We start from the raw sequence: 14,172 nt of genomic DNA, 5'->3' as shown, positions 1-14,172 counted from the left end.
AGGCTCGCGGGCAGGGCGGCGGTCGAGCGACCCCGCTTCAGGGACGGACGGCGCCCACCTGCGCCGAGCGGTACGCGCGGGCGACCGTGGACGACGTGGCGGCCAACTGCGGACGGGCCGGCAGCCAGACGGTCTGGACCCCGAGGTGCGCGTTCATCCCCGCGAGCTGATGCTCCTGCCGAAGGTCCGCCGCGCTGCGCAAGCCGCGGACGATGACCGTGGCACCCCGTCGCACGCAGTAGGCGGCGGTCAGGCCGGCCCAGGTGTCGACCTCGACATTGCCCCAGGCTGCCGGCAGTTCGGCGCGTACCCGGGCGGCCCGGGCCGTGGCCTCGGTGGTCGGTCGCTTGTCGGCGTTCACCGCCAGCAGCACGACGACCCGGTCGAACATCACCCGGGCGCGGGCCACCAGGTCCCGGTGCCCGGGGGTGAACGGATCGAACGTGCCGGGGTAGACAGCCAACGAACCGGAACCGGGCACCACCGCGGAAGCTGACGTAGCGGTCACCGCGTCTCCAACCACATGACCGCCATCATGCCAGCCGTACCGTCAGGTCTCCGTCGCCGCCGGTCCGGCCGGGCCGGGCCCCGGAAACCCGGTTGGCGGAGCACCGGGGCCGCTGCTAACGTCCGCGCAGGCCGTGCGAGAGACCGAGGAGGTGGTACCCGTGAACATTTCGACGTGGGTGCTCCCCTCGGGGGTCACGGTCGGGCGATAGGTCGTCCGGGAGCGCCGTTCACGAGCCCTCCCGAAAGGTACGAGCATGCACTTCACCGCTGAACAGCGCCTCGACGACGGCGTACTCGAACGCGAATTCACGCTCGGCGAGATCCCCGGCATCCTGTGGACGCCCGGACCCGCACCGGCACCGCTGATCCTGCTCGGCCACCCCGGGGGACTGCGCCGGATGTACCCCCGGCTGGTGGCCCGGGCCCGGCACGGCGTGGCGGCGGGCTTCGCCGCGGCCACCATCGAACTCCCCGGAAGCGGCGACCGGCCCCGCTCCGCCGCCGCCGAGGAGGCCCGCGCCGACCTGCACCGGGCGCTGGCCGCCGGCCAGCCGGTCGACGACGAGATCGTCAACCGGCTCGTCCTCCCGCTGGTCGACCAGGCGGTCCCGGAATGGCGGACCGCCCTGGACGCCCTCCTCGCACTGCCCGAGATCCGCGGCCCGATCGGGTACGCGGGCGGTGTCATCGCCATCGGGGTGCGGCTCGCGGTGGTCGAGCCGCGCATCGCGGCCGCCCTGCTGTTCGCCGGGAGCTATGTGCCCCGCGCCATGTTCGAGGAGGCCCGGCAGGTCACCATCCCGTTGCAGGTGCTGTTGCAGTGGGACGACGAGGGAAACGACCGACAGCTGGCGCTGGACCTGTTCGACGCCTTCGGCTCCAGGGAGAAGACGCTGCACGCCAACATGGGCGGGCACACCGGCGTCCCCGAGTTCGAGGGGGACGCCGGGAACCGGTTCTTCGCCCGGCACCTCAGGTGAGGCCGGGCGGCAGCACAGGGTAGGAGCGGGCCACCCCGACCGTGGCGGCGCCGATCATCGGCGTACCGCGGTCGGGGTGCGGCTCCGCGCCTGGCGGCGGCGGCCGGGCGGGTCACCGCCCGGCGGCCTCGCGCAGCATCGCGTCCGTCTCGGGGTCGTCCATCAGCTCGCGGACCTCCTGCGCGCAGCGGCAACCAGCGGCGATCTTGGCCGCCCAGGCCAGCGCCTCCTCGCGGGTGGGCACGTCGACGACCACGAACCCGCCGACGACCTCCTTGGTCTCCGGGTAGGGGCCGTCGGTGACCGTGCCGTCCGTGGCCACGACGCTCGCCTGCTGCCGCTCCAGCCCGCCGCCGAACACCCACACGCCGGCGTTCACGGCCTCCTGGACCACCGCGTGCGAGGCCTTGCCCACGTCGGGCATCTCCTCGGCGGGGATGTGGTCCATCGCGCCGTCATTGAACGAGATCAAGTACCGCGTCATGCCATGACTCCCTTGTCCCGGCGGCCTGCTCCGGCCGTCGCTCACCCGTGCTACGAACCAGTCGCCTCGGATCCGACGCTATGCCAGAAGAACTTTTCCCGGGACCTCTGCCGCCCGGCCGCCGGACGCCGTGTCGCACTGGCCGCGTACCCCCGCACGCTCCTGGGAGGTTGGTGCGGCAACCGGGCGACCTCGATACTGGCCCGATGGCGGAGTTGACCCGGTGGACGATCCACCGCGAGCGGGTGGTGGACGACACGCGGCGGGCCAGGTTGAGCATCGCCTCGGTGGAGCTGCCCGACGGAGTCCGGTTCGAGCAGTACGTGATTCGCGCCCCCCGTTCGGCCATGGTCGCCGTGCTCGACGACCAGCGGCGCTTGCTGCTGATGCGACGACACCGCTTCGTGATCGACCGCTGGGTCTGGGAGCTACCCGGTGGCTACGTCGACGACCAGGAAGAACCGGTTGCGTGCGCGGCCAGGGAGGTCGAAGAGGAGACCGGCTGGCGCCCGGGCGACCTCGAACCGTTGTTGACATTCCAGCCGTGGGTCGGCACGGCCGACGCGGAAAACCTGCTGTTCCTCTCCCGGAGCGCGGAGCACATCGGGCCGCCCACAGACATCAACGAGGCGGAGCAGGTTGCCTGGATCCCGCTCGGCGAGGCGCGTGCGCTGGTGAGCGGCGGTCAGATCGTCGGCGCGGGCACCGTGATGGCGGTGCTGGAGTTGGTGGCCCGGGAAGCACGCGGCGAGTTGTAGCGGTCACCGGCGGCTGCCCAGGACGGCGTTCACTCGCGTGCTGAACTGTCGTACGGCGGCCCGGGTTCGGTGTGGCGCGAGCTGGAACTGCAGGTCGCGTACGTAGCGGACGGCTCGCGCCGAGCGAAGGTGCGCGGTGAGCGTCAGTGCTTCCGTGCCGATGACGCAGGCGCGTTCCGGCTCTCCTCGCCTGACCTGCACGGAAGCGAGCAGCGCCAGGTTGAACGCCTTCCCGCGGACGTAACGTTCGTCCATCTTGAGTGACCGGCTGGCGAAGCGTTCAGCGGGCAACGCCCTCCCGAGGGTCAGGAAGCAGTGCGCGAACTTCGCGGACAGGTAAGCCTCGTCGAAGTAGCCAAGCCATTGCGGGTTGCCGCTGCGATCAGCCTTGTCGAGGGTCTGTTCGGCCTGGTGCAGGGCGGCGGCACAGGCCTTCTCGTCCCGGGCTGTCGCGTGCGCATGGGCTTCCATCACGTGCGCTTCGGCAAGCAGGACGGCCAGCCCGGCGCGTCTGGCGGTCTGCCCGGCAGCCCGGGCGAGGTCGATTCCGGTCGCGGCTTGACCGAGGTAGGTGGCCTGGTGGCTCATCGCGGCCAGGATCTCCGCGCCCAGACCGGCATCGTCAGCGGCGCGGGCGAGGTCCAGGGCCAGGCCAGGTAACGCTGAGCGACGCCGTGCTGCGCAACGTCGTACGCCTGCCATCCGGCGAGCTGGGTCAGCTCGGCGGTTGCGCTGAGCAGGCTGCGGCCCGTCGCCGTGTCATACCGGCCGTCGGTCAACAGTGGGGTGACCTCCTCGTGGAGATAGCGTGCCACCGCATCACGGGCATGCCCCCCGCCGTACTGGTTGTCGAGTTGGCGGAAGGTCTTGGACATCTCCCGGACGGTCGCGATGTCGGGCTGACCGACGGTGCGCGGGCCGGAGGCGTTCAGCGGCGGCCCGGAGGGCGCGGTGAACCAGCGCAGCGCCGGAAGGGTGTAATTCGCCGAGGCGAATGCCGTCTGGCGGATCAGGTCTCTGCGGTTCACGTCGCCTTCCCAGAGCCGTACGGCGGCGCGCAGGTCGTCGCGCCAGCATCGGCCGGCCGCCGTGTCACCCTGCCGCTGCTCCGCGGCACCGGCCATGTCGTGCTGACATGGCCCTCGCAGGGGAGCGAGGCCCAGCGCCGTTCGGGACTCGTCGGGCATGCCGAGCCCGGTCGCCACCCGCTCCAGAACCTCGATCGAGCTGATCTTCCGGCCGGCCACGACGCGACTGACGTAGCCCTGCTCCAGGCCGACGGCAGCGCCGATCCGGGTCTGGCTTGCGCCGGTCAGCCGGCCGATCCTGCGGAACAACGTCCCGATGTCCCGGCTGCGCAGCGCCTCGCAGACGACGCGGTCGGACCAGGCATCGGCAGGAATTCGAAGCGGGTCAACTAGCACGTCCAGCTCCCCAGCGTCGCCGCATGACTACGGAAGGTGTCTGTCGGAAGCCTAGGACGTGATCAGGAACGGGTCGAGGAGGGCCATGTCACCGTGACATGACGTGCCGACATGGCCGCCGAAGCGGGTTCAGCGGCACGGTGCTGGCATGGCAGTCAACTGCGGAGTTCGAAGCTCTCGGCGGGGGTCGGAGCGAGCTGAACGGGTCGACCGGATGAAGCCGACGCCGCCCGCCACGGGTCGGGTCTCCTACCCCGAATACCTGGGCACAGCGGCGACGGCCCTTGCGCGGCTGACGCCGTACCCCTGCGGGCGGGTGGCACGGGCGACCGGCCGGCAGGCGCGGTCGCGGCCGGCGGCGCTGTTCGGGGAGCGCGGGTGAGCACGCACGACCCGGTGCTGCCGATCTGGAGCTGCGGCGGCTGCGGCGCGCCGTGGCCCTGCCGCACCCGGCGGCGCGAGCTGCGCGCGGAGTTCGACGGCGCTCCGCTGTCCCTGGCGCTCTACCTGAGCGCCCAGCTGGTACGCGCCGCCGAAGACCTGACCTGGCTACCGGCGGGGGCGCTGCATCGACGCTTCCTCGGCTGGCTGCGATGAGCATGCTGCGGTCCGGCGACGAGAAGTTCCACTACAGCGATGGCTCCCACCGGTGGATCCCTCCCGACCCGGACTACGACCAGGAGGTCTGGGACGAGCAGGTCCGCCAGCACAAGCAGGGCCACCTGCGCAACGAGTGCCCCAAGGTCCGCATCCGGCGGCTCGTCTGACGGGCGCGCCTCAGCCGTCGCGCCGCGCCGCCAGGCCGGTGCAGCGCTGTGCGGTGGCGAGCTTGTCGAGGATGCGCTGCCGGCCGGCCCCGGTGGCCGGCACCGGCTGGCCACTGCCGGAGACCGTGGCCGGGACGAACTGGCTGTCCACGACGGTCCGGCCGCGGACCACCAGGTTCAACACGCCGGAGTCGGTGCTGTGCGAGGTGCCGTACCAGAGGAAGTTGCCCAGCCCGTAGTGCACGTAGGTGGGGCCCAGCCAGCCGTCGGCGAGCAGCGTGTGCGCGTGCGTGCCGACCACGATGTCGGCGCCGGAGCCGGACAGTGTCCCGGCGAACGTCTTCATCTCCGCGCTCGGGCACGAGTTGCCCTCGATGCCCCAGTGCATGAAGACGATGACCAGGTCGGCCTGCTTCCGGGCCGCGCGCACCGCGGCGGTGGCCCGGGCCGGATCGAACGCCATGGCCACCCCCGACCGGGTGTCCGTCGCCCGCCACGACCCGGCCAGGTCGTGCACCTGCGACATGCCGAGCACCGCGATCCGCAGCCCGCGCACGGTGGTCAGCCAGGGCGCGTACGCCGCGTCGGCGTCGCGGCCCGCGCCGAACACCGGGTAGTCGGCTTCCGCGGCGGCGTCCAGGGTGTCCGAGAGTCCCTGCCGGCCGTAGTCGAGGATGTGGTTGTTGGCGATCGACACCGCGTCGACCCCGGCCGCGCGCAGCGCCGCGAAGGCGGTCTTCGGCGCCCGGAAGTGGTACGTCTTCGGTTCGGGGGTACCCCGGTCGGTCACCGCCGTCTCCAGGTTGACCAGCGTGAGGTCGGCGTCCCGCAGCGCCGAGGCGATCGACCCGAACGCCGTCTGCGGATCGTCGAGCAGGCGCCGGGTGCGGCCGGTGAAGTGGACGTCGCCCGCGAAGGTCAGCCGTACCTCGGCCGCCGCGCCCGGCGTCGCCGTCGCGGCGCCGGCGGGCGCCGGCGTTCCCCCGTGCCAGACCGGCCCCGGGCCGGCCGCATCGGTGCCGCACCCGGTCAGCCCGACGCCGGCCACCACCGCCGTCAGCGCCGCCAGCGCCTTGCGCACCCTCGTGCCGATCACGCGGCGAGGGTACGCGCTCCCGGCACCGCCGCACGACCCCGCGGCCACCCCGCCGTCGAGCCGCCGTCGCCAGCGGAAACAGCCGGCCGGGCGGCGACCGTCAGTCGTGCGGGCCGCCGCCGCCGGGAAGTTGTTAGGCTGGTACCGGAGATCGCGCTGAGCCTGACGAGGGAGCGGATCATGGTGACGGGGGACGACGACATCTCGGGGTGAGCCGCCCCGGCCGCACGCCGGCCTGCGCCGACGGCGGCCCGTCCGGTTCTGGACCTGTCTGCCTCACCGGGGCGTCTTCCGCGTACCCCGGTTCTCCTGTCGAGGGTGTCTCCCGATGTCTGATGTCTGCATCGTCTGTACGAACCTGTCCTTTTCCTGGCCGGACGACACGCCGGTCTTCCAGGAGCTGTCCTTCACGGTGCCGCCCGGCCGCACCGGCCTCGTCGCGCCCAACGGCGCGGGCAAGACGACCCTGCTCCGGCTGATCGCGGGCGAACTCGCCCCCACCGGGGGCGGCGTGACCGTCGAGGGCGTCCTCGGCTACCTGCCGCAGAACCTGCCCCTCGCCGGTGAGCTGACCGTCGCGGAGGTGCTCGGGATCGATGCCGCCCTCGCGGCGCTGCGCGCCATCGAGGCGGGCGACGCGGCGGAGGAACACTTCACCGCCGTCGGGGACGACTGGGACGTGGAGGAACGCAGCCGCGCCGAGCTTGACCGGCTCGGCCTCGGTGACGTGGCGTTGGAGCGGCGCCTGCACACGCTCAGCGGTGGGCAGGTGGTCTCCCTCGGCCTGGCGGCGCAACTGCTCCGGCGCCCGGACGTGCTGCTGCTCGACGAGCCGACCAACAACCTCGACCTCGACGCGCGGCACCGGCTGTACGAGGTGCTGGAGAACTGGTCGGGATGCCTGCTGGTGGTCAGCCACGACCGGGTCCTGCTGGACCGGATGGACCGCATCGCCGAACTCTCCCGCGGTGAGCTGCGCCTGTTCGGCGGGAACTTCACCGCCTACGAGGAGGCGGCGCGGGTGGCCCGCGAGGCGGCGGAGCGCGGCGTGCGCAGCGCCGAGCAGGAGGTGAAGCGGGAGAAGCGGGAGATGCAGCAGGCCCGGGAGCGGGCCGAGCGCCGCGCCGGCAACGCCGCCCGCAACCTCGGCAACGCCGGCCTGGCCCGCATCGTCGCCGGTGGGCTCAAGCGCAGCGCCCAGGAGTCGGCCGGCCGGGCGCAGCAGGCACATGCCAACCGGGTCAGCGAGGCCCAGAGCCGGCTCGACGAGGCCAGCCGTACGCTCCGCGACGACCAGACCCTGACCCTGGACCTGCCGGACACCGCGGTGCCCGCCGGCCGCACCGTGGTCGCCGCCGAGCACCTGCGGGTGCGGCACGGCGACCGGGCGGTCTTCGCCGGCGACGGCGTCGACCTGAGCATCCGGGGACCCGAGCGGATCGCGCTGACCGGCCCCAACGGCGCCGGCAAGTCCACGCTGCTGCGCCTGTTGCAGGGCGAACTCGAACCGGACACCGGGCAGGTGCACCGCGCCGACGGCCGGGTCGCCTACCTGTCGCAACGCCTGGACGTGCTGGACCTCGACCGGAGCGTCGCGGACAACTTCGCCGCGTACGCCCCCGACCGGCCGCAGGCCGAACGGATGAACCTGCTCGCCCGGTTCCTGTTCCGCGGCGCCCGGGCCCAGCTTCCGGCCGGGGTGCTCTCCGGCGGCGAACGGCTGCGCGCCACCCTCGCCTGCGTCCTCTACGCCCAGCCGGCGCCGCACCTGCTGCTGCTCGACGAGCCCACCAACAACCTCGACCTGGTCAGCGTGGGCCAACTGGCCAGCGCCCTCACCGCGTACCGGGGCGCGTTCGTGGTGGTCAGCCACGACGAGCGGTTCCTTACCGAGATCGGTGTGCGGCGGTGGCTGCGCCTCGACGGCGGCCACCTGCGGGAGATCCCGGCGCCCGATGGTGCCTGAGCACCGGCCTCCCCGCCGGGCCCCGGACCCCGACCAGCCGGGGTGAGCCGCGGGTGACCCGGCCGCGGCGCCCCGTCCGGCCGGGGCGCCGCGGCCGTTATCCGGCCTGTCCCGCGGACCATTCGAAACGCAGGTCGTTGGGGCTGTGCTCGGTGATCGGCAGGTTGTCGATCACCACCATGCCGTAGTCGTTCACGGGTGCCGTACGGGTCACCCCGGCCGCGGTGCGTACCGACAGCACGAGCGGCCGGGCCCGGTCGTCGATCGGCTCCACGACCACGGTGACGACGGCCGTCGCGGCCTCCGGGTCGATGTCCGCGTCGATCTCGATGTCGGGCTGGTAGCCGTAGGCGACCAGGCCGGGCTCGTGCCGGTCCAGGGTGGGCGCGGTGACCGCGCCGCGGACCGTGGCCGCCTCGAGCGCGGACTCGGACAGCCACGTCTCGATCTCGGTGAACATCATCGAGACCGGCGCTGGCCCGCCGTCGCCCCGGAACAGCCGCGCGGCCGTGGCCCGCGCCTCGGCCAGGCCGCCCTCCGGCAGCGGGGCCGACTCCTCCGACACGCTGTCGAGGTCGGCGAGGATCTCCAGCAGAGACACGACGCCGCCCAGGTCGTGCTCACGATCGTCGCGATCGGTTGACTCTCGCATGGCGAGATCCTTCCTTCAGTCTGCGGCGGGACGCAACACGTCCCGCAGGTGTCGAACGGCGGCGCGCAGGCGCGTCTTCGAGGTGTTCTCCGGGATGCCCAGGATCTCGGCGATCTCCCGGTGGGTGTGCCCGTCGAGGGTGAGGTTGACGACGTCCCGCTCGGTCTGTTGCAGGCCGTCGACGGCGGTCCACAGGCGCGCTCGCAGGTCCCGGTCGGCGGCGATCTCCTCCGGACCCGGCATCGGTGACGGGGGATCGAGCCCCTGCTCCCGTTGGCGGTCGAGCGATGCGGTCCACCGGTCACCACCGCGCTTGATCCGCTTCTCGGCCCGGTACTGCTGGATGTACTGGTTCGTGACCAGCGTCCGTAGCCAGGGGCGCGGTTCGACGACCGGCGCGAGCTTTCCCACCCGCAGGTCGTGCACGATCTTGGCCAGGACGTCCTGGGTGAGGTCCTGGGCGAGTTGCGGTTTGCCCTCCGCCAGCCGAAGCGCCCGCCGGTAGATGACCTCCACGGCCGTGTCGAGGTCGACGCCGACCTGACGGTGGAACGCCTCGGTCAGATCCGCCTGGCCGGCTGAATCCTCACCCCGTGAACCAACCGTGGGAAGTTCCATGACGGTGCTCCTAGCCGGAATCGATGTGGGCAAGACCGCGCTCCCCTGACAGGACGCGATCCGGTGCGGCAGGGTTTTCCCCGGCGGCCAACTTTTTTCAGCGCGACCGCCGGTGCCGGCCGTGGGCCCGTCGCCGGCGGCTGCCCGCCGCGGCCCCGGCCGCCACGCGCGGCCGGGCGGGGAGCCGCGGCGCGAGCGTCACCGGCACTCCGGTGTGGACGTACGGCGCCCACACCGAGGGCGGCTCCGCGCGCGCGATGGCGTCGAGACAGGTCGCGTGGTACGCGCCGAGGCTGTCCTGGCCCGTCCAGTGCCGGTAGAACGACCGCGCGAACGGACCGGCGGTGACGCTGTCCACCGGGCACAGCGCGGACACCTCGGCCACATTGCCCCGGATGCGCAGGGCCAGCGGGAAGCCGTTCACGTCACCGGCGTGCGGCACGTTGCGCCCGACGTTGCAGGCGTTGACGAAGACGAACGAGGCCCGGCAGCCCTGCCGGAGCCAGTCGCCGGCCGTCAGCCCGACGGTACGGGACAGCCGCAGCTCGGACGCCATCGAGCGGGGCCACGGGTGGTAGTCGCCGTGCGCGGCGACGTGGACGACGTCCCACTGCGCCTCCGGATCGAGGTAGTGCCGGCGGCCGAGCGTGGCGTTCTTCGGCCGGACCACCCGGAAGCCCAGCGCGGTCAGCTCCGCTTCCAGCTCGCGGGCCTCCTCCGGCGCGCCGATGGCGGGATCCCACCCACCGACCAGAGCGGAGCCGGACGCCGTCGCCGGCCGGACCGGGTCGGTCAGACCGCCGAGGTACGTCACCCGGCGGCGCTCGATCAGGAAGCCGTCGCCGCCACGCGCCGCGTGCAGCGGCAGGCCGGCGAACGCCTGGTGCGGCACGACCACGACGTCCCGGGCGTCGCCCAGCTCGCGCTCGAAGGGGCCGACGATCTCGGCGTGCAGGCGCTTGAGGGCGGCGGTGCGGCGGGGCGGGCCGCCGCGTTTCGGCCGGAGCGACTGCCAGACGGCCTCGCGCAGGGCACCGAGCGACTCGACGGTGACGTCGAGGCGGACCGTCCACCACCGGCGCGTGTCGCCGTCGACGACGCAGCCCACCGCCCAGAAGCCGCCGTGGCGCTCACCGAGGAGCTGCACGTAGGCGGCCGGCCCGGGCATGCAGCGGAGCAGGGCCGCCGGCTGGTACGCGTCCGGTTCGGTCTTGATCGGCTGCGGCGCGGTCGAGTTCAGCCGTCGGTGCATCGCGGCGAACAGCTCGTCGGCTGCGCCCGTGACCCGCCGGTGGAACTGCTCCGCGAGTTCGAACTCCTCGATGAGCTCCGCGTTCTCGGCACAGATCCGGTTGATCGCGCCGAGCCCGGCGTGCGCCGCGTGGAACGCCAGCTCGGCGTGGCCGACGGAGGCGAGGAAGGTGGCCAACCGGGTGGAGATCGACGTCATCTGGCGGGCCAGGTCGATGAGGTCCGCGGTGCCCCGCGACTGGGTCACCGCGTGCTGGACGATCCCGCACAGGGCGTGCACGGCGTACCTGGTCGCGCCGCTGTCGCCGGCCTCGACGGCGATCGCGAGGATGACCCGGAGGGCGGCGGCCGCTTCGCCCCACTGCGCCGCCTCGAGCGACGCGGCCAGCGCCTCCTGGGCCACCTCGAGCCGTTCGCCCGGGGCCAGCGCCTCCTGCCTGGCCAGCAGGTTCAGCAGTTCAGGCCGCAGATAGCCGGCGTAGCCGGCGGCGATCTCCTCGGCGGCCTCGAGCAGCGTGCGCCGGAACTCGGCGGCCGTCCGGCAGCTCGCCGGGGCGAGGCGCCGACGTCGGGCGCGGCGCCGCGGCGGGTGCCAGCCGTCGACAAGCACGGTGGCCTGCCGCAACTCCGGCTCGTCCGCGCCGTTGCGAACCATCGCCATGACGGTCAGGGCCAGCCCGGGGGCCTGCTCGGTGAGGATGTTGTGGCCGAGGCGACTGATCCCGGGACTGGTCACCCCGCCGTTGGTCGCCTCCGCACCGACCCCCTCGTCCTCGACGATCCGGTCGATCTCGGCGAGCGGCGCCCGGGTCCCCGCCCACCCCCGGCGCCGGTTCACCCGCCGGGCTCGGCCGCGCCCGCTCGACCGGTCCGACCAGGCCTTGCCCTCGCGTCGCCAGAACCAGGCGGCCGTCGTCCTGCCGGCGACCTCCAGCTTCGCGGCGAGGTCCCAGCACGCGGCCGTGAGCCGGGACCGCATCGTCTCCCGCTGCCAGGCGCTCGCCCGGTCGTAGAGCCCGGCACGGGTCTCGCGGAGCAGCCCTTCCAGGTGCGCCACACGCCGAGCGAGGTTGCGTTCGCCGCGCGCGATGCCGATGAGGGCCGCGAAGCGGTGGTGCGGCAGGGTGCCGAGGCGCAGGGCCACCTCCGCCGCGTCCGGTGACCGGTCCTGGCTCACCACGGCCGCGGCGCCGATCTTCTCCGTCTGCAGCCGGACGGCCGTGTCCTTGAGCGAATCCGGCAGGTCGGCCACGTTCCGGCTCCAGTACGCCGGCGCGCTCGACGGCAGGTACTCCCACATGGTCGCTTCCGCCTGATCGAGCAGCTCCAGCCGGCGCGCCTCCCCGGTGATCCACCCGACCCGGCCGTTGACCGTCCGCACGTACCACAGTTGCGCCTGGGAGATCCCGATGCGCAACGCCAGCGCGGCGACGGAGATGGACGGAGCGCGGCCCTTGAGCCAGGCGGTGGCCACCGCCAGGCGGTCCGCCGCGGTGTCCAGGAGGAGATCCCACTCCGCGTGGCGCGGCGGCAGGTGACCGACCGAGCTGGCGTAGTTGGTCGCGAGGAAGCCGACCGCCTTCACCGAGAACTCGTTGCCGCGGGGCAGCTCGTCGATGAGCTGCCACGCCTCGTCCAGGAGCGCCACCGAGCCCGGCACGTCGTGGGCCCGGAAGGCGGCCTGGGCGGCGTCGCCCAGCAGGTACAGCCAGCCCATGCGGTGCAGGCCGGCGCCCGCCTCGCCGCCGAACACCGGTCGCAGGCGGGCGACCACCGCCCGGTAGGCCTCATCCAGCACCCGCGGATCGCTGGTGTCCAGGCCCGCCGCGAGGTGCCGGGAGAACCCGTCCGGGAGGCGGGGCGGGCGGCCCCAGCGGGCGACGAACTCGACGACGTCGAGCGACTCCTCGCCGGCCGTCAGGGCGTCGGTCATCGCCACGTACAGGGCGGCACGGACGGCCGGCCGGAGGTGGAGCCGGTCGGCGAGCGCCCGGTCGTGGGTCGACACCCACCGGCAGGTCGAGAGCACCGCGCCGGGGTTCGCGCGCAGCCAGCTGTCGACGGCGCCGGCGGACGAGACGGCCGCCCGGAGGACCGGGACCACCTCGGGCTCCGGCGCACCACAGTGGTCGCAGACGGTGAGACATGTGTCCATGAGCCTCCCTCACCCGCCGCAAACCCCGGCTCGCCCTTCGACGTCCTTCATATCGCAACCCGGCCAGGCGGCAACACGGCCACCGAGCCGATCACGTGAGGAGCAAGTGCGGTGAACACTGTTTTCAAGCCACTTCGGACGCTGGGGCCGGAGCCCGGCCACGTCTTCTTCGCCATGCCGTACGGGACGAAGTCGATCTCCCCAGGTGTCGAGCCGTTCGACTTCGACGCGTTCTACGCCGACGTCTGCGTGCCGACCGTCGCGGAGGACTGCGGGATGGTCCCGCTGCGGGTCGACGGCATCTACGGACCGCAGGGCGTGCTGGACGCGGTCTGGCGCACCCTGCAGCGGGCGGAGTTCGTGGTCGTGGACTTCAGCGGGCAGTCGGCCAACGTCGTCTTCGAGTTCGGCTGGGCGCTGCTGCTGGGCAAGCGCATCGTCATCCTGACCCAGCGCCCGGAGGACATCCCGACCGACGTGCGCGGGCTCTACCGCTACATCACCTACAGCCCGAACTACGCGGACATCATGCGCATGCGCAAGGAGTTGACGCTCCAGCTCCAGGCGCTCGCGCAGGAGCCGGCCGAGGAGATGGCGCCGATGCCGATGCCCGGCGGCGGCCGGAACTCGGTGCCGGCCCGCGTCATCTCGGTCGACCGCGAGTACGTCGTCGTCCAGGACGACCGCGGCCGGCGGGGCGTCATGGGCGGCGCGGACGTCGACTACACCCGGATGGTCACCAACATGAGCAGCCGGTTCAAGGTCGGCGACCGGCTCGACGGCGCGTTCGTGGTCGACCCGATGCGCAGCGAGATGCGCTACACCCTGGTCGGTGGCGAGACGAACCCGTGGCCGATCCTGGTCAGCCGCTACCCGGTCGGCACGACGCTCCGCACCAAGGTGCACAACGTGGTGCCCAACGTGGGGGTCTTCGCCCGGGTCGAGTTCGACGTCAACGGCATGATCCCGATCGAGCAGTTCCAGGGCACCCCGCCGGCCCCGGGCACCGAGCTGGAGGTGACCGTCACCCGGATGGACGGGGAGCAGCGCCGGATCGCCCTGCGGCTCAACCGGGTGCTGGACGGCTCGGCGCAGCCCGGGCCGACGCCGATCCTGGTGTCGCCGGGCTGGACCGGCGTCGGACGGGTGGTCAAGGCCGTACCGGAGGTGGCCGGTCGGGGTGGCTACATCCTGGTCCGGCTCGCGGCCGGCACCAGGCCGGCCATGCTGCTGGCCCGGGACATGACCGAAGACCTCCGGCTGGACCTGAACGACGGGCACATCGAGGTCGGTGAGGAGATCGACGTGGCGGTCCTCAGCGTCGACCACGCCCGCAGCCGGGTCCTGGTGCGCGAGGTGCCCGAGAGCGCGGACGAGCCGGTCGAGGTGCCGGCGGCGGCGTGACCCTCAGGCGGCGGGGCGGACCGAGCGTGGTCCGCCCCGCTCCGCGTCGGGGCACCGTCCGGCGCTTCCCGGCCGGCGTCGGCGCTTCCCCGGCCGGCCCCGGCAGG

At 73.0% G+C, this 14,172-nt stretch carries 12 protein-coding genes and 1 pseudogene; 6 read left to right on the top strand and 7 right to left on the bottom strand.

The window, feature by feature from the left end; genetic code table 11:
* Positions 1 to 37: 37 nt before the first annotated feature.
* Positions 38 to 463: a pantetheine-phosphate adenylyltransferase gene (gene coaD, locus AB0I11_RS26675; RefSeq protein ID WP_357326143.1), complete on the bottom strand. Its 426-nt coding sequence runs from the start codon at positions 461 to 463 to the stop codon at positions 38 to 40.
* Positions 464 to 764: 301 nt separating this feature from the next.
* Between coaD and AB0I11_RS26670 the strand changes: the two genes are divergently transcribed.
* Positions 765 to 1,490 (top strand): alpha/beta hydrolase, encoded by a 726-nt coding sequence (locus AB0I11_RS26670; protein WP_357326140.1) that lies wholly within the window; start codon positions 765 to 767, stop codon positions 1,488 to 1,490.
* A 112-nt stretch (positions 1,491 to 1,602) separates the two neighbouring features.
* Here the strand turns inward: AB0I11_RS26670 and AB0I11_RS26665 are convergent, their stop codons facing one another.
* On the bottom strand, positions 1,603 to 1,974 hold the full coding sequence (locus AB0I11_RS26665) for a YciI family protein (protein WP_357326137.1): 372 nt from the start codon (positions 1,972 to 1,974) through the stop codon (positions 1,603 to 1,605).
* 206 nt (positions 1,975 to 2,180) lie between these two features.
* Here AB0I11_RS26665 and AB0I11_RS26660 point away from each other — a divergent pair, with 206 nt between their 5' ends.
* On the top strand, positions 2,181 to 2,732 hold the full coding sequence (locus AB0I11_RS26660; RefSeq protein ID WP_357326134.1) for an NUDIX hydrolase: 552 nt from the start codon (positions 2,181 to 2,183) through the stop codon (positions 2,730 to 2,732).
* Between the two features lie 3 nt (positions 2,733 to 2,735).
* On the opposite strand, the pseudogene AB0I11_RS26655 reads toward AB0I11_RS26660, so the two are convergent.
* A pseudogene (locus AB0I11_RS26655) lies at positions 2,736 to 4,156 on the bottom strand (helix-turn-helix domain-containing protein).
* 378 nt (positions 4,157 to 4,534) lie between these two features.
* Between AB0I11_RS26655 and AB0I11_RS26650 the strand changes: the two are divergent.
* Positions 4,535 to 4,753 (top strand): hypothetical protein, encoded by a 219-nt coding sequence (locus AB0I11_RS26650; protein ID WP_357326131.1) that lies wholly within the window; start codon positions 4,535 to 4,537, stop codon positions 4,751 to 4,753.
* Complete coding sequence (locus AB0I11_RS26645) at positions 4,750 to 4,923, top strand: hypothetical protein (RefSeq protein WP_357326128.1); 174 nt, start codon at positions 4,750 to 4,752, stop codon at positions 4,921 to 4,923. Before AB0I11_RS26650 ends, AB0I11_RS26645 begins: the two co-directional genes overlap by 4 nt.
* Before the next feature lie 10 nt (positions 4,924 to 4,933).
* Here AB0I11_RS26645 and AB0I11_RS26640 read toward each other — a convergent pair whose 3' ends face one another.
* Positions 4,934 to 6,019, bottom strand: a complete 1,086-nt coding sequence (locus AB0I11_RS26640) for a CapA family protein (protein WP_357326125.1) — start codon at positions 6,017 to 6,019, stop codon at positions 4,934 to 4,936.
* A gap of 328 nt (positions 6,020 to 6,347) precedes the next feature.
* Between AB0I11_RS26640 and abc-f the strand changes: the two genes are divergently transcribed.
* Positions 6,348 to 7,985 (top strand): ribosomal protection-like ABC-F family protein, encoded by a 1,638-nt coding sequence (abc-f, locus tag AB0I11_RS26635; protein ID WP_357326121.1) that lies wholly within the window; start codon positions 6,348 to 6,350, stop codon positions 7,983 to 7,985.
* A gap of 97 nt (positions 7,986 to 8,082) precedes the next feature.
* Here the strand turns inward: abc-f and AB0I11_RS26630 are convergent, their stop codons facing one another.
* The 3 genes from AB0I11_RS26630 to AB0I11_RS26620 all read right to left on the bottom strand — a co-directional run bounded on the left by AB0I11_RS26630 (position 8,083) and on the right by AB0I11_RS26620 (position 12,661).
* Entirely contained in the window at positions 8,083 to 8,637 is a 555-nt protein-coding gene (locus AB0I11_RS26630; RefSeq protein ID WP_357326118.1) for a hypothetical protein, read from the bottom strand.
* 15 nt (positions 8,638 to 8,652) lie between these two features.
* Entirely contained in the window at positions 8,653 to 9,255 is a 603-nt protein-coding gene (locus tag AB0I11_RS26625) for a sigma-70 family RNA polymerase sigma factor (RefSeq protein WP_357326115.1), read from the bottom strand.
* A 97-nt stretch (positions 9,256 to 9,352) separates the two neighbouring features.
* A complete protein-coding gene (locus tag AB0I11_RS26620; protein WP_357326113.1) occupies positions 9,353 to 12,661 on the bottom strand; it encodes a hypothetical protein in 3,309 nt (1,102 codons plus the stop codon).
* 111 nt (positions 12,662 to 12,772) lie between these two features.
* Between AB0I11_RS26620 and AB0I11_RS26615 the strand changes: the two genes are divergently transcribed.
* Positions 12,773 to 14,065 (top strand): hypothetical protein, encoded by a 1,293-nt coding sequence (locus tag AB0I11_RS26615; RefSeq protein ID WP_357326110.1) that lies wholly within the window; start codon positions 12,773 to 12,775, stop codon positions 14,063 to 14,065.
* The last annotated feature ends 107 nt before the right edge of the window (positions 14,066 to 14,172 follow it).

Origin of the sequence: Micromonospora sp. NPDC050495 (genome assembly GCF_040655175.1) — a bacterium.
Taxonomy (GTDB): domain Bacteria; phylum Actinomycetota; class Actinomycetes; order Mycobacteriales; family Micromonosporaceae; genus Micromonospora.
The sequence above is the reverse complement of the archived record's forward strand: the minus strand, read 5'-3'. Positions and strand labels throughout refer to the sequence as shown.